14 protein-coding genes are annotated in these 15,015 nt (G+C 75.2%); 3 read left to right on the top strand and 11 right to left on the bottom strand.

Going from position 1 to position 15,015, the window contains the following annotated elements; all coding sequences use genetic code 11:
• Positions 1-14 precede the first annotated feature (14 nt).
• The 10 genes from O2W14_RS13305 to O2W14_RS13350 form a co-directional block, all read right to left on the bottom strand.
• Entirely contained in the window at positions 15-344 is a 330-nt protein-coding gene (locus O2W14_RS13305; RefSeq protein ID WP_269176577.1) for a DUF3017 domain-containing protein, read from the bottom strand.
• 13 nt (positions 345-357) lie between these two features.
• Positions 358-1,227, bottom strand: coding sequence for a bifunctional methylenetetrahydrofolate dehydrogenase/methenyltetrahydrofolate cyclohydrolase (locus tag O2W14_RS13310; RefSeq protein ID WP_269176578.1), 870 nt, complete (start codon positions 1,225-1,227; stop codon positions 358-360).
• Between the two features lie 127 nt (positions 1,228-1,354).
• Positions 1,355-1,975 carry a pentapeptide repeat-containing protein gene (locus tag O2W14_RS13315; RefSeq protein WP_269176579.1) on the bottom strand — a complete coding sequence of 207 codons (621 nt, stop codon included), beginning with the start codon at positions 1,973-1,975 and terminating at the stop codon, positions 1,355-1,357.
• A 71-nt stretch (positions 1,976-2,046) separates the two neighbouring features.
• Positions 2,047-3,597, bottom strand: coding sequence for a bifunctional phosphoribosylaminoimidazolecarboxamide formyltransferase/IMP cyclohydrolase (gene purH / locus O2W14_RS13320; RefSeq protein ID WP_269176580.1), 1,551 nt, complete (start codon positions 3,595-3,597; stop codon positions 2,047-2,049).
• Positions 3,594-4,232 carry a phosphoribosylglycinamide formyltransferase gene (gene purN / locus O2W14_RS13325; RefSeq protein WP_269176581.1) on the bottom strand — a complete coding sequence of 213 codons (639 nt, stop codon included), beginning with the start codon at positions 4,230-4,232 and terminating at the stop codon, positions 3,594-3,596. Before purN ends, purH begins: the two co-directional genes overlap by 4 nt.
• A 72-nt stretch (positions 4,233-4,304) precedes the next feature.
• Positions 4,305-5,498, bottom strand: a complete 1,194-nt coding sequence (locus O2W14_RS13330) for a cell division protein PerM (protein ID WP_269176582.1) — start codon at positions 5,496-5,498, stop codon at positions 4,305-4,307.
• A gap of 55 nt (positions 5,499-5,553) precedes the next feature.
• Complete coding sequence (locus O2W14_RS13335) at positions 5,554-6,141, bottom strand: hypothetical protein (RefSeq protein WP_269176583.1); 588 nt, start codon at positions 6,139-6,141, stop codon at positions 5,554-5,556.
• A 283-nt stretch (positions 6,142-6,424) separates the two neighbouring features.
• Complete coding sequence (gene sucD, locus O2W14_RS13340) at positions 6,425-7,303, bottom strand: succinate--CoA ligase subunit alpha (protein WP_269176584.1); 879 nt, start codon at positions 7,301-7,303, stop codon at positions 6,425-6,427.
• A gap of 28 nt (positions 7,304-7,331) precedes the next feature.
• Positions 7,332-8,501, bottom strand: coding sequence for an ADP-forming succinate--CoA ligase subunit beta (gene sucC / locus O2W14_RS13345; RefSeq protein ID WP_269176585.1), 1,170 nt, complete (start codon positions 8,499-8,501; stop codon positions 7,332-7,334).
• 97 nt (positions 8,502-8,598) lie between these two features.
• The gene (locus O2W14_RS13350) at positions 8,599-9,675 is read right to left on the bottom strand and encodes a hypothetical protein (RefSeq protein ID WP_269176586.1); all 1,077 of its coding nucleotides are present in this window, start codon (positions 9,673-9,675) and stop codon (positions 8,599-8,601) included.
• A gap of 267 nt (positions 9,676-9,942) precedes the next feature.
• Here O2W14_RS13350 and O2W14_RS13355 point away from each other — a divergent pair, with 267 nt between their 5' ends.
• From O2W14_RS13355 to O2W14_RS13365, 3 genes are all read left to right on the top strand, one after another.
• Positions 9,943-10,740 (top strand): esterase/lipase family protein, encoded by a 798-nt coding sequence (locus tag O2W14_RS13355; RefSeq protein ID WP_269176587.1) that lies wholly within the window; start codon positions 9,943-9,945, stop codon positions 10,738-10,740.
• A gap of 255 nt (positions 10,741-10,995) precedes the next feature.
• Positions 10,996-12,033, top strand: a complete 1,038-nt coding sequence (locus O2W14_RS13360) for a M23 family metallopeptidase (protein WP_269176588.1) — start codon at positions 10,996-10,998, stop codon at positions 12,031-12,033.
• Between the two features lie 31 nt (positions 12,034-12,064).
• Positions 12,065-12,469: a VOC family protein gene (locus O2W14_RS13365; RefSeq protein ID WP_269176589.1), complete on the top strand. Its 405-nt coding sequence runs from the start codon at positions 12,065-12,067 to the stop codon at positions 12,467-12,469.
• A gap of 63 nt (positions 12,470-12,532) precedes the next feature.
• On the opposite strand, the gene pcrA is transcribed toward O2W14_RS13365, so the two are convergent.
• Positions 12,533-14,824: a DNA helicase PcrA gene (gene pcrA / locus O2W14_RS13370; protein WP_269176590.1), complete on the bottom strand. Its 2,292-nt coding sequence runs from the start codon at positions 14,822-14,824 to the stop codon at positions 12,533-12,535.
• Between the last annotated feature and the right edge of the window lie 191 nt (positions 14,825-15,015).

Below are 15,015 nucleotides of genomic sequence, written 5' to 3' on the forward strand. Positions count from 1 at the left end.
GCCATGCGGCCCGGTCAGGTGGGCGGGATGGTCAGCACGCTGAGGACCAGGACGGCGCCGGCCCCCAGCATCAGCGCGATGTCGACGGGCCGGCTGCGGATGGCCAGGAAGCCGATCCGGCGCACCGGCAGCAGCAGCCGGAGCACGCCGGCCAGGACCAGCGCCAGGCCCATCAGGACCAACCCGGCGCGCCACCGCTCGGCCGCGACCAGCAGCAGCCCGACGGCGACGACCAGGATGCAGGCCAGCAGCGGCCACTGCCGCAGGAACCCGGCCAGCAGCGGACGCCGCAGGTACAGCGGCGGCCGGGCGCCGGGGCGGGTCGCGGGCCGGGGGCGGGTCATGCCGGCAGGACCGTCACGACGCGAGCACCTGGGCCGCGACCGCCTGCTCCGCAGCCAGGACGACGTTGGCCAGCAGCATCGCCCGGGTCATCGGGCCGACGCCGCCGGGGTTGGGGGCCACGTGGCCGGCGACGTCGCGCACGTCGGCGGCGACGTCCCCGGCGATCTTCCCGTCCACCCGGCTGACGCCGACGTCGAGGACGGCGGCGCCGGGCTTGACCATGTCGGCGGTGATCAGGCCGGGCACCCCGGCCGCGGCCACGACGACGTCGGCGGTGCGGGTGTGCGCGGCCAGGTCGCGGGTGCCGGTGTGGCAGAGGGTCACGGTGGCGTTCTCGGTGCGCCGGGTGAGCAGCAGGCCCAGCGGGCGGCCCACGGTGATGCCGCGGCCGACGACGACGACCTCGGAACCGGCCAGCGGGACGTCGTACCGGCGCAGCAGCTCGACGATGCCCAGCGGGGTGCAGGGCAGGGCGCCGGGGACGCCCAGCACCAGCCGGCCCAGGTTCACCGGGTGCAGCCCGTCGGCGTCCTTGGCCGGGTCGATCCGCTCCAGGACGGCGCTCTCGTCGACGCCCTTCGGCAGCGGCAGCTGCACGATGTAGCCGGTGCAGGCCGGGTCGGCGTTGAGCTCGTCGACGACGGCCAGCACCTCCTCCAGGCTCGCCGTGGCGGGCAGCTCGCGCTGGATGCTGGCGATGCCGACCTGCGCGCAGTCGGAGTGCTTGGCGTTGACGTACCAGCGGCTGCCCGGGTCGTCACCGACCAGCAGGGTGCCCAGCCCGGGGCGCCGTCCCTGGGCGGCCAGGGCGGCCACGCGCTCGGTGAGCTCACCCCGGATCGCCGCTGCGGTCGCCTTGCCGTCGAGAGTCGTCGCTGCCACGGGTGCAGTCTGCCCGACGACCGACGTCCGCCCGGTGCGCTCCCCCGCCGCCGTGGTCGGGGCTCCGGCCGCCCCGCCGACCGCCGAGCCGCTGCCCGACCCGGCGGCTGCACCCCGCGGACGTCGGTCAGTCGACGCGGGCGCCGTGGGCGGTGGTGAACTGCACCGCCTGGCTCAGGTCGACCCGCACCCCGGTGAGGTCCAGGGCCTGCCAGTTGACCCCCTCGGTGACGGCGCCGCGCAGGTCCGCCCCGCGCAGCTGCGTGGTCTGCACGCGGGCGTGCCGCAGGTCGGCCTGGCGCAGGTCGGACTCGCGCAGGTCGGCGTCGGTGAGGTCGGCCTCGGTCAGCCGCTGCCCGGAGAAGTCGGTGCCCGAGAGGTCCGCGCCCCGCAGCGAGGCGTAGGACCAGTCGGACTCGACCGTCGTCATCGGCCGCATCGTGACGTTGGGGAACGAGGAACCGGTGAGCTTGCAGCCGGTCCAGGAGACGTCGAAGAGCTTCGCCCGGTCGAACCGGCAGGAGAGGAACGCCGTCCCCTCGTGCCGGGAGCCCGACAGGTTGACCCCGGTGAGCACGCAGCGCTCGAACACGCAGCGCCGGGTCACCAGCTCGGCCAGCTGGGCGTCGTCGAACCGGCAGTCGAGGAACGTGACCTGCTCCAGGACGGCGGAGTCCCAGTCGACCCGGGCGAGGTCCTCGTCCTCCCAGACCGCCCCCGCCTCCGGCGGCTCGACACTGCGTCTCATCGTGAGCTCCTCGGCCCTGCTGCAGGGGCCCGCGCCGCGCGGAGCGTGGCGTGGGGGGCAGCAGGGTCCTGTCAGTGGGCGAAGTGGCGGGTGCCGGTCAGGTACAGCGTCACGCCCGCGGCCTCGGCCGCCGCGACCACCTCGGCGTCGCGCACCGACCCGCCCGGCTGGACGACGGCCTTCACGCCCGCGTCGAGCAGCACCTGCAGGCCGTCGGCGAAGGGGAAGAACGCGTCGGAGGCCGCGACCGAGCCGGTGGCCCGCTCGCCGGCCCGGGTGACCGCGAGCCGGGCGGAGTCGACCCGGTTGACCTGGCCCATGCCGACGCCGACGGTGGCCTTGTCGGCGGCGAGCAGGATGGCGTTGCTCTTGACCGCGCGCACCGCCCGCCAGGCGAAGACCAGGTCGTCGAGCCCGGCGGCGTCCAGCGGGGTGCCGGTGGCCAGGGTCCAGCTGGTCGGGTCGTCGCCGGGGGCGTCGATCCGGTCGGCGGTCTGCAGCAGCAGCCCACCGCTGACCGGGCGCAGCTCGATCGACAGCCGCGGCGCCTCGGGCATCTGCAGCAGCCGGATGTTCTTCTTCTGGGTCAGCACGCCGAGGGCGTCCTCGGTGTACGAGGGGGCCACGACCACCTCGGTGAACACCTCGGAGATCTGCTCGGCCAGGGTCAGGTCGACCTCGCGGTTGGCGGCGATCACCCCGCCGAAGGCCGACACCGGGTCGCAGGCGTGCGCCTTGCGGTGCGCGGCGGCGATGTCGGCGCCGACGGCGATCCCGCACGGGTTGGCGTGCTTGATGATCGCCACGCAGGGGTCGGTGTGGTCGTGGGCGGCCCGCCAGGCGGCGTCGGTGTCGACGTAGTTGTTGTAGGACATCTGCTTGCCGTGCAGCTGCTCGGCGTCGGCGAGCCCGGGCTGGCCGCTGCGGTACAGCGCGGCGCCCTGGTGCGGGTTCTCCCCGTACCGCAGGACGTCGGCGCGCTCCCAGCTGCCACCGACCCAGGCCGGGAAGCCGCTCTCGTCGTCGGGGGCGAGCACGTTGCCCATCCAGGAGGCGACGGCGACGTCGTAGGCCGCGGTGTGCCGGAACGCCTCGGCGGCCAGACCCTGCCGCTGGGCGAGGGTGAAGCCGCCGGCGGTGACGGCCTCGACGACCTCGTCGTAGCGGCCCGGGTCGACCACCACCGCGACCGAGGGGTGGTTCTTCGCGGCCGCGCGCACCATCGCCGGGCCGCCGATGTCGATCTGCTCGATGCACTCGTCCGGGGTCGCGCCGGAGGCCACCGTGTCGCTGAACGGGTAGAGGTTCACCACGACCAGGTCGAAGGCGGCGATGCCCAGCGCCTCGAGCTGCGCGACGTGCTCGGGCTTGCGGCGGTCGGCCAGGATGCCGGCGTGCACGGCCGGGTGCAGGGTCTTGACCCGCCCGTCGAGGGTCTCGGGGAAGCCGGTGACCTGCTCGACGGGGGTGACCGGCAGGCCGGCGTCGGCGATGCGGGCGGCGGTCGCGCCGGTGCTGACCAGCTCGACGCCGGCCGCGACGAGCCCGCGGGCGAGCTCCTCGACGCCGTTCTTGTCGTAGACCCCGAGCAGTGCGCGGCGGACGGGGATGCGGTCGCTCATCGGGTGCTCTCCTGAGGTCGGTCGTGGGTCGTGTCGGCCGGCACCTGGGTCACCAGGTCGGCCAGGGTGTGCACCAGGAGCTCGCGCTCCACGGTCTTGATCCGTTCGTGCAGCCGCGCCTCGTCGTCCCCGGGCAGCACCGGCACGGCGCGCTGGGCGAGCACCGGTCCGGTGTCGAGGCCGGCGTCGACGAGGTGGACGGTGGCACCGGTCGTGGCCACCCCGGCGGCCAGGGCGTCCCGGACGGCGTGCGCGCCGGGGAACGCCGGCAGCAGCGCCGGGTGGGTGTTGAGGACCCGGCCGCCGAAGGCGTCCAGGACGGCGGGGCCGAGCAGCTTCATGAACCCCGCGCAGACCACCCAGTCCGGACGCCGGGCGGCGAGCTCCGCGGTCAGTGCCCGGTCCCAGGCCGCCCGGTCGGGGTGGTCGCGCAGCGGGGTGACGAAGGTGTCGAGCCCGCGGTCACGGGCAGCGGCCAGCCCGGCGGCGTCCGGGCGGTCGGAGCCGACGGCGACCACCTCGGCCGGGTAGCCGGCGTCGTCGGTGGCGGCCAGCAGCGCGGCGCACAGGGTGCCGGCCCCCGAGAGGAGGACGACGACCCGGGACCGCGGTGCAGCGGGCGCAGCGGCGGGCACGGACAGACCCTAGCCGGGTGGCAGGAGGACCTCCCTGCCCCCCGCAGGGAGGCCGGTGTGAGGGGTCCTCCGTCAGCCCCGGGAGCGCCAGCGGCTCACCGGCGCCGACAGCGTGGCGGCGATGCCTGCCTGGGCCGCGATCGCCAGGCCGGTGGCCAGCGCTGGGGCACCCACCTGGGCCAGGGCGCCGTCGCCCAGCTGAGCGCCGGCCACGAGCACGACCAGCCCGGAGGTGACGCCGACGCCCACGCCGGCCACCACGCCCCACAGCGCGGCGGTGACGCTGCCGCCGTCGTCGTCGCCCAGCCGCCGGCCGAGCACCACCCCGGCAGCCAGCCCGGCGACGGCGGGCAGCGCCTGGGAGAGGAACGCCAGCAGCGGCACGGCCTGGGTGTCGGGCAGCGCGGCCATCAGCGGCAGCGCCGGCACCGCGGCCAGGCTGACCCCGCCGGCGGAGACGAGGGTGCCCGCGCCGACGAGGAAGCCCGGGCCCGCGGCCAGCCCCATCACCGCGGCGGTCGCGTTGGGCAGCAGCAACACGCTGAGCCCGACCTGACCGGCGGCGCCGGCGCTGGCCCCGCCGAGGCCGGTGGCCAGCCGGCCCACCCCGGCGACGTCGTCGACCAGCGCGACGGCGACGACGGCGGTGCAGCAGGCGGCGAGGACGAGCGTGCCGGCGGCGACAGCCTGCCAGAGCGCCCGGCCGGGGCCGGGGAAGCGGTCGGCGACCACGGCGCTGAGGCCGGAGTCGCGCAGCACGCCGAGGCCACCGGCGACGAGGGCGAGCACCAGGCTGCCCAGCACCGGCCGGAGCGGGTCGACCGACGCCGACGGGCCGTCGGCCAGCAGCGCCAGGCCGGCGGTCGCGGCGACGTGGACGACCACCACCACGGCGAGCACCCGGGCCGCCCCGCCCGCCGTCTGCACGGCGCGCACCGAGGCCACCGACCCGGCCGCGCGGCTCAGGCCCCAGGCGATGAGCAGGGTGAGCAGCAGCGGCGCCACCCGCAGCGGACCGGAGGCCAGCTCGAGCTGCGCGCCCTGGGCGAGCAGCCACAGCTGGGTGGCCAGCCGGGCCGAGGAGCCCACGGGCATGCCGCCGTCGGGGTCGAGGGTCTGCACGACGACGAGCGCCAGGCCCACCCCGAGCAGGCCCAGCACCTGGACGGCGAGGGCAGCGCCGGCGGCCAGCCACGTGGTGGTGGAGCGGCGCGGCTCCCCGTCGCCGGGCCCCAGCGAGGGCAGGCGGGCGAGCAGGGAGGTCACTCCCCCACTGTCCCAAGGCCCGCCGCCGAGGACGCGGTGCACGCGCCGGGGCGGTTCACGTCACGTCCGGGGTGCGCTCGGCCTCGACCCACGCCCGCGCCTGCGGGACCAGCGCCCGGACGGCGACGGCGGCCACGGCGGCCGCGGTCAGCACGGCCAGCAGCCCGGGCACGCTGACGCCGATGTCGAGGGTGGTGAGCCACTCCACCAGCGTCAGCAGGAACGCCAGGGCGGTGAGCCCGGCGGTGACCAGCCCGCGCGGGAACGGCGGGCGGACGTCGGCGAGCGCCGGGAGCAGCGTCCAGGCGCTGGCCAGCACGAGCAGCACCAGCGCGGTGACGAGCAGGCCGGAGTCCAGGCCGTCGGCGGTGGCGGCCTCGACCCGGTGGCCGAAGCCGAGGTCGTGGGCCTCGGTGCGGAACCACGGGGCGAGCAGGAGGAGCGCGAACAGCACGGTGCCGGCGGTGACCAGGACGTCGGCCAGGTGCAGCCGGCCCGGCCGCACCCGCCGGGGACGTCCGGGGACGCCGGGACCCGACTGCCCGGTCCCCTGCTGTCCCTGACCGGGCTGCCCGGGACCGGACTGCCCGGACCGGCGCGGCCCGGGGTCGACCCCGGCCGGGTCGGGTGCCGTGGACGTCATCGGGCGCTCCCCTCCGCTGGCGGTTCCCGGGCACAGTCTCCCGCGCCCGCCCGTCCCCCGGGACGCCGCTGCCCGGCACCTCCGTGGAGTGTGCCGGGCAGCGGTGGTGCCGGGTCAGGCCCCCTCGCAGGATCCCGCCGCTAGGAACGAGCGGTGGGGGGCGAGGGTCAGGCCCCCTCGCAGGGCCCCGCCGCCAGGAACGAGCGGTGGGGGGCGAGGGTCAGGCCCCCTCGCAGGGTCCCGCCGCGAGCTCGCGAGTGGTGGGGGGCGAGGGGGTCCTTCGTCAGGCGCCGACGATCTCCCGCATGAGGCGCGCGGCCTCCGAGGGGGTCTTGCCCACGCGCACGCCGGCGGCCTCGAGGGCCTCCTGCTTGGCGGCGGCGGTGCCGGCGGAGCCGGAGACGATGGCGCCGGCGTGGCCCATCGTCTTGCCCTCGGGGGCGGTGAAGCCGGCGACGTAGCCGACGACGGGCTTGGTGACGTTGGCCTTGATGAAGTCCGCGGCCCGCTCCTCGGCGTCCCCGCCGATCTCACCGATCATCACGATGGCCTCGGTCTCCGGGTCGTCCTGGAAGGCCTTGAGGCAGTCGATGTGCGTCGTCCCGATGACCGGGTCGCCGCCGATGCCGACGGCGGTGGAGAAGCCGATGTCGCGCAGCTCGTACATCATCTGGTAGGTCAGCGTGCCGGACTTGCTGACCAGCCCGATCTTGCCGGCCTGGGTGATGTTGGCCGGGATGATGCCGGCGTTGGAGCGCCCGGGGCTGATCAGGCCGGGGCAGTTCGGGCCGATGATCCGGGTGGCGCCGCCCTGGGCGTGGGCCCAGAAGTAGGTCGAGTCGTGCACCGGGATGCCCTCGGTGATGACCACGGCGAGCCCGATGTGGGCGTCGACGGCCTCGATGACGGCGTCCTTGGCGAACTTCGGCGGCACGAAGACGACGGTGACGTCGGCCCCGGTCTCCTTCATCGCCTCGGCGACCGAGCCGTAGACCGGGACGGACGTGCCGTCGAAGTCCACGGTCTGGCCGGCCTTGCTCGGGTTGACGCCACCGACCACGGCGGTGCCGGAGGCGAGCATGCGCGCGGTGTGCTTGCGCCCCTCGGAACCGGTGATGCCCTGGACGATGACCTTGCTGTTCTCGGTGAGGAAGATCGACATCTCAGTAGTCCTGTCTCGGCTCGGGCGTTCAGGCGGCGGTGGAGGCGAGCTCGGCGGCGCGGCGGGCGGCGCCGTCCATGGTGTCGACCACGGTCACCAGGGGGTGGGCGGCCTCGGCGAGGATTCGCCGGCCCTCCTCCACGTTGTTGCCGTCAAGCCGGACGACCAGCGGCTTGGTGGCCTCGTCGCCGAGCTGGCCGAGTGCGGCCACGATGCCCTTGGCGACCTCGTCGCAGGCGGTGATGCCACCGAAGACGTTGACGAAGACGCTCTTCACGTCGGGGTCGGACAGGATGATGCCCAGGCCGTTGGCCATGACCTCGGCCGAGGCGCCGCCACCGATGTCGAGGAAGTTGGCCGGGCGGACGCCGCCGAACTCCTCACCGGCGTAGGCGACGACGTCCAGGGTGCTCATGACCAGGCCCGCACCGTTGCCGATGATCCCGACCTGGCCCTGCAGCTTGACGTAGTTGAGGTCCTTGGCCTTGGCCGCGGCCTCGAGCGGGTCGGCGGCGTCGGCGTCCTCGAGGGCGGCGTGCTCGGCGTGCCGGAAGCCGGCGTTCTCGTCGAGGGTGACCTTGGCGTCCAGGGCGAGGACCTTGCCGGAGGGGTCCTTGGCCAGCGGGTTGATCTCGACCAGCGTGGCGTCCTCCTTGGTGAAGACGTCCCACAGCTGCACGGCGATGGCGATGACCTGGTCGCGGACCTCGGCGGGGAAACCGGCCGCGTCGACGATCTCGGCGGCCTTGGCCGCGTCCACACCGACGGAGGCGTCGACGGGGATGCGGGCGAGGGCCTCGGGGCGCTCGACGGCGAGCTGCTCGATCTCCATGCCGCCCTCCTTGCTGGCCATGGCCAGGAAGGTGCGGTTGGACCGGTCGAGCAGGTAGGAGAAGTAGTACTCCTCGGCGATGTCGCTGGCCTGGGCGACCATGACCTTGCGGGTCACGTGCCCCTTGATGTCCAGGCCGAGGATGTCCTCGGCGCGGGCGCGGGCGGTCTCGGGGTCCTCGGCGAGCTTGACGCCGCCGGCCTTGCCCCGGCCACCCACCTTCACCTGGGCCTTCACCACGACCTGCGCGGCGATCTCGCGCGCGATCGCCTCCGCCTGTTCGGGTGTCTCGGCTACGCCGCCGGGCAGCACGGGCACACCGTGCGCGGCCAACAGGTCACGGGCCTGGTACTCGAAGAGATCCACGAACAGGGACCGTAGCCCGCCCGGCGCCGGTCCGCGTCACGCGGCTCCGGGACCGGCCCGTGTCAGCGCTCCCACGGCACCGGGTGGCCGCGGCGGGTCAGTCCTCGGAGGTGCTGCCGAACCGCTCGGCGTCGGTCACCGCGGCGGCCGTGTGCGCGCGCCAGGCCAGCACGGTCAGCGCGACCAGCCCCAGCCCGAGCACCAGCAGCCCCGCCCCGGTCACCGTCCAGTCCAGGTCCGGGCCGTGCAGGGCGTCCCGCAGGCCGCCGAGCCCGGCCGCCAGCACGAAGACGGCGACCCCCAGCAGCCCGCCGACGGCGCCCAGCCGCGGCCGCAGCGACGGCGCGGTGACCGCGCACAGCAGCAGCGCGCCGGCCAGCAGCAGCCCACCGAGCAGGGCGAGGCCGGGACGCTCCAGCAGCGCCGGCGGCCCCTGGGCGGTGACGACCGTCTCCAGGCCCGTGGCCGGGTCGACCACCACCCGGTCCGGGACGTCGGCGGCCGGCAGCGCCAGGCACAGCACCGCGCCGACCCCCAGCAGCACCGAGGCGCCGGCGAGCACCGGCCGCAGCGGGTCCAGCGAGCCGCCGTCCTCCATGACCGTGCGTCCCCAGGCGACCAGCGCGACCAGCCCGGACAGGACGGTCAGCGCCAGGGCGACCACCCCGAGCACCCAGCCGGCGCCGAGGTCGACGGAGCTGGTGACCACCCGCTCGCCGGCCAGCACCTCGACGGCCGGGCGGGTCGTGGACCCGCGGCCCTGGTAGACCTCGATGAGCAGCCGGCCCACCGCCAGGGCGCCGCTGACCGAGGCGTAGGCCAGGCCCAGCCGCGGCACCCGGCCGAGCGCCAGCCCGGCGCCCACGACGACGGCGGCGAGCGGCGCCACGAGCGCGACGAGCGCGGACACCGGCCCGGTGACCGGGCCGACGGCCTGCCCGCCGACGACGAGGTAGGTGGGGAAGACGGCGACGGCGCCGACCAGGCCGGCGAGCAGCAGGAGCGCCCCGGCGACCCGGGCGAGCAGCGGGACGGTGCCGACGACCAGCGAGTCGGACGCCGGCGCGCCGGTGCCGCCCGGGCCCGAGGTGGTCCGGCGAGCGGCACCGGAGCGGCCGGACGCCGACGCACCCCCCTTGCCGGGGCGGGCGGGAACGCGGTCACGGGCGGGCACTGGTCGGCTCCTCGGGGTCGGCGGTCAGGACGCGGGCGCGTGTCGGACGACGGTGTGTGACGCCTGGCACAAGGGGGCACTACGGTCCCCCGAGGCCGACGCAGCACGTGCGCGGCACCGCCCGGCGCGGTGCCGGAGCGGACAGGGAGGGGGACCGGCGTGCACTCGACCGACCACCCCTCCTCCCCAGCGTGGCACGCCCCGGGCGCCGGAGCCGGGAGCGACCCGGCAGCCCCGGGAGGTCCGACCCGTGGCGGGCTGCGCGCGGTGGTCTCCCCGGTGGCCCTCGCCGGCACGCTCACCGAGCTCGCCTGGATGGGTGCGCACGCACTGCTCTACCCGCTCGGCGCCCGGGCCGAACGGCTGCGGCCCGATCCCGGCCACCGCCCGGCCGACCAGCCGCCGGCCGTCCGCGCGCTGTTCGCCGACGACCCGCTGGCCGCCCGCGTCCCCGTCGTCCTGGTGCACGGGCTGGTCGACAACCGGTCGGTGTTCTCGGTGACCCGGCGCGCGCTGCGCCGCCGCGGGTTCACCCAGGTCTGCTCCTGGAACTACAGCCCGCTGCTGCGCGACGTGGAGACCGCCGCGGTGGCGCTGGGCCGCCACCTGGAGCGGGTCTGCCAGGACACCGGGCACGAGCGGGTCCACGTGGTCGGGCACAGCCTGGGTGGGCTGGTGGCCCGCTACCTGGTGCAGCGGCTGGGCGGCGACGCCCGGGTCGATTCCCTGGTCACCCTGGGGACGCCGCACGGCGGCAGCCGCTGGGCGCACGTGCTGCCCACCCCGCTGGTCCGGCAGCTGCGGCCGGGCTCGCCGCTCCTGCAGGAGCTGGCGGCCCCGGCGCCGGGCTGCCGCACCCGGGTGACCGCGGTCTACAGCGACCTGGACCAGATGGTCGTGCCCTCGGCGTCCGGGCGGTGCGAGCACCCGGACCTGGAGGTGCGCAACGTGCTGGTGCGCGGGGTGGGGCACATGTCGCTGCCGATCCACCGCTCCGTGCTGGACGAGATCGCCGCCACCCTCGCCACACCCCGGGCGGCGGCGGAGCGGCTGCCCGCCGCCTGAGCAGCCTGCGTCCGCTGTGGTCGGTGTGACTGCCGAGGGGGCTGGTGGGACGGATGTGGTCACTGTGCGCTGAGAGCAGCGACACGCCCCGTGAGGTGGTGGTCGCCCTCCGTCGCTCTCCGTAGCGTCCGTGGACGTCAGCAGCGGGATCTGCCACCAGGTGGTCCCACTGCTCCGCGCACCTGCCGATCACTTGACCGTCTGGTGCACGTCAGGCCCACGGCTCCCCCCGTGGCGTCCCCGGGAAGGTGCCTGTTGTCCCGTCTCCGTGAGCTCGTCGGCCGCACGCGGCCCGAGGACGGCCTCGATGCCGTCCTGCCCGTCGACCCGGCCGGCACCGGCTGGGCCGAGGCCCTGGTCGCCGACGTCGACTGGGACGGCGAGTGGGCCGCGACCCAGGGCGCCACCGGGACCCCCGACGACACGCAGGCCCCCGCCACCCACGCCCCTGACGTCCAGGCCCCGGCCACCGCAGGTCCGGCCACTGCGGCCGCTCCCACCGCCGCACCGGCGACCACCGAGTCGCCCGCTCCGCTCCCCCCGGCCCCCGCGGCGGTCCCGGCCCCGGCTCCCGCACCGGTCGCCGGCCCGGCCACCGCCCCCGCCGCGATGGCAGCCGTCGCCGCCGGCGCCACCGCTCGCCGGGCAGGGCGCCCGCCGGCCCGCCGGGCCCCGTTCCTGCTGGCCGCCGCCGTCGTGGGCGCCATAGCCGCGGCGCTGCTGGGCAGTGGTCCTGCGGCGCCGGTGTCGGTGGCCTCCGGCCAGGACTACGGGCTGGGCCTGGCCGACTCCAGCTTCGCCGGTGGCGTGGACGTCGAGGGCGCCCGCGGGGAGATCAGCCAGGCCGAGGCCCAGGCCCGGCTCAGCGAGATCGCCGCCTCCCGTGCGGCCCGGGAGCCCGACTTCGTCGTCCCCACCGACGGCCGGCTCACCACCTGCTTCTGCCAGCGCTGGGGCACCATGCACTGGGGTCTGGACCTCGCCGCCCCGCTGGGCACGCCGATCTTCTCCGCCGCCGACGGCGTGGTGCTGCGGGCCGGTGCGGCCTCGGGCTACGGCAACGCCGTCTACGTCCAGGACGCCGACGGCAACGTGCACATCTACGGCCACATGCGCTACTACAGCGTCGAGGCCGGGGACGTCGTCTCCGCCGGGCAGCAGATCGCCAAGGTCGGCAACCAGGGCCAGTCGACCGGCCCGCACCTGCACTACGAGATCCACAGCGGCGGGATGAACGGCAAGCCGATCGACCCGCAGGAGTGGCTGGGCGAGCGGGGCCTCACCGTCAGCTGAGGCGGCGCCCGCGCCCCTACGCTGCGGGTGCATGAGCGCCCCGACGCCGTACCTGCACCTGCCCGGCACCGCGCGCGCAGCGCTGGCCTCCTACGCGGAGGTCTTCGGCTGCGGGTCCACGGTGCACACCTTCGCCGACCTCGGGCGCACGGACGGCCCGGCCGACGCGGTGGGCCACGGGTACCTGGTCGACGGGCCGGTCGCGCTGTTCGCCGCCGACGTGGCCGGTGACGAACCGGTGTTCACCTCCGCGGGCCTGATGTGGGCGCTGCTGGGCACCGCGGACCCGGCCACCCTGCGCGGCTGGTTCACCGGCCTCGCGGCCGGCGGGCGGGTCGTGGCGGACCTGGAGCGCCGCCCGTGGGGCGCCTCCGACGGCCAGGTGGTCGACCGCTTCGGCGTCCACTGGCTCATCGGCTTCGAGGGCGAGGAGTGAAGAAGGACACCGCTGCCCCCCACGCCACGCTCCGCGCGGCCCGGGGCCCTGCAGCGGGGCCGGTTACAGCTTGACGAGCGGGGCGTAGCGCAGCACGAGCCGCTTGGTGCCCCCGGAGCCGAAGTCGACCGTGGCCTGTGCCTTGTCGCCGACGCCGTTGATCTCGACCACGGTGCCCAGCCCGAACGCGTCGTGGCTGACCCGGTCGCCGATCTCGACGTTGATCACCGGGCGGTTGCCCGCGCCGCCGCGCAGACCGCCGGTGGACAGCCCGGTCGCCGCCACCCGGGACTGCGCCGAGCTCATCGGCGAGGAGCTCACCGGCTGCGAGCCCGACCAGTGGACGGCGTCGGTGGGCAGCTCGTCGAGGAACCGGGACGGCGGGTTGTAGGCCGGCTGCCCCCAGTTGGTGCGCACCGTGGCCCGGGACAGGAACAGCCGCTGGCGGGCGCGGGTGATGCCCACGTAGGCCAGCCGGCGCTCCTCCTCCAGCTCCCGCGGGTCACCGAGCGCGCGCAGGTGCGGGAAGACGCCGTCCTCGAGGCCGGTGAGGAAGACGACCGGGAACTCCAGGCCCTTGGCGGTGTGCAGCGTCATCAGCGTGACGACCCCGGCCTCGTCGCCGGTGACCGGGATCTGGTCGGCGTCGGCCACCAGGGAGACCTGCTCGAGGAAGTCGGTGACGGTGCCGTCGGGGTTGGCCGCCTCGAACTCCGCGGCCACCGAGACCAGCTCGTTGAGGTTGTCGACCCGCCCCTCGTCCTGCGGGTCGGTGCTGGCCGAGAGCTCGGTCAGGTAGCCGGTGCGGTCGAGGATGCTCTCCAGCAGCGCGGCCGGCCCGGAGCCTGTCTCGACGAGCTGCTCGAACTCCTCCAGCAGCGCCACGAACTCACTGATCGCCTTGGACGAGCGGGTCGCCAGCTCGCCGATCTCCGACACCCGGCGCAACGCGGAGGCGAAGGGGATGCGCTCGCGGTCGGCGAACCGCTCGACGGCGGACTCGGCCCGCTCACCGATGCCGCGCTTGGGGGTGTTGAGCACCCGGCGCAGGCTCACGACGTCGGCCGGGTTGGCGACCACCTTGAGGTAGGCGACGGCGTCCCGGACCTCGCGGCGCTCGTAGAAGCGCACCCCGCCGACGACCTTGTAGGGCATGCCGACCCGGATGAACACCTCCTCGAAGACGCGGGAGGCGTTGTTGGTGCGGTAGAAGACCGCGATGTCCTTGGGTTGCGCGAGGCCCTCGTCGGTGAGGGCGTCGATCTGCTCGGCGACCCAGGCGGCCTCGTCGTGCTCGTTGTCGGAGACGTAGCCCTCGATCAGCTCGCCGTCACCGGCCTCCGACCACAGGTTCTTCGGCCGCCGGGCGGTGTTGCGGGCGATGACCTGGTTGGCCGCGCGCAGGATCCGCTGCGTGGAGCGGTAGTTCTGCTCCAGCACGATCGTGGTGGCCTCGGGGTAGTCGCGCTCGAACTCGTCGATGTTGCGGATCGTCGCGCCGCGGAAGGCGTAGATCGACTGGTCGGCGTCACCGACGACGCACAGCTCGGCCGGCGGCACCGGGCCGCCGGCGGTGCCGACCAGCTCGCGGACCAGCACGTACTGGGCGTGGTTGGTGTCCTGGTACTCGTCGACCAGCACGTGCCGGAACCGGCGCCGGTAGTGCTCGGCGACGTCGGGGAAGGCCTGCAGCAGGTGGACCGTGGTCATGATCAGGTCGTCGAAGTCCATCGCGTGGGCCTCGCGGAGACGGCGCTGGTAGAGGGTGTACGCCTCCTTGAGCACCTTCTCCGGCGCGGTCTCCGGGGCGTAGGACTCCTCGTCGACCAGCTCGTTCTTCAGGTTCGACACCTGGTTGGCCAGGCTGCGACCGGGATAGCGCTTGCTGTCCAGGTCCAGGTCGCGGGCCACCATCGTCATCAGCCGGACCGAGTCGCCCTGGTCGTAGATGGTGAACGAGGTCTTCATGCCGAGCTTGGCGGCCTCGGCGCGCAGGATCCGCACGCACATCGAGTGGAACGTCGACACCCACATCGCCCGGGCGCGCGGGCCGACGAGGGAGGCGACGCGCTCCTTCATCTCACCAGCGGCCTTGTTGGTGAAGGTGATCGCCATGATCTCCCCGGGCTGCACCCCGCGGGCGCCCAGCAGGTAGGCGATCCGGTGGGTCAGCACCCGGGTCTTGCCCGAGCCGGCGCCGGCGACGATGAGCAGCGGGCTGCCCTCGTGCACGGTCGCCTGCCGCTGCGGGCCGTTGAGTCCGGCGAGCATCCGGTCCAGCTCGCGGCCGACCTGGCCGGTCGCCTGGCGGGAGATCGCTTCGGTGCCGGGGAGGGAGATCTGCGAGCTGCTCATCTCGGGGCCCCCGCGAGGACGTGGAGCGCCAGCGGAGCGTCTTCGTGGGGTGAGTTCATGACACCGCCACTGTAAGCCGCGGGGCCGACGTTCCCCGCCCCCGCGGAACGGGTGCGACAGGCGTGACCGGTGGCGCGCCGGACGCCGTCCGTGCCAGACTCCCGACGTGCTCGATCAGCGGAGCTTTTCCT

The sequence above is a fragment of the Modestobacter sp. VKM Ac-2986 genome (genome assembly GCF_026967795.1).
Lineage (GTDB): Bacteria > Actinomycetota > Actinomycetes > Mycobacteriales > Geodermatophilaceae > Modestobacter.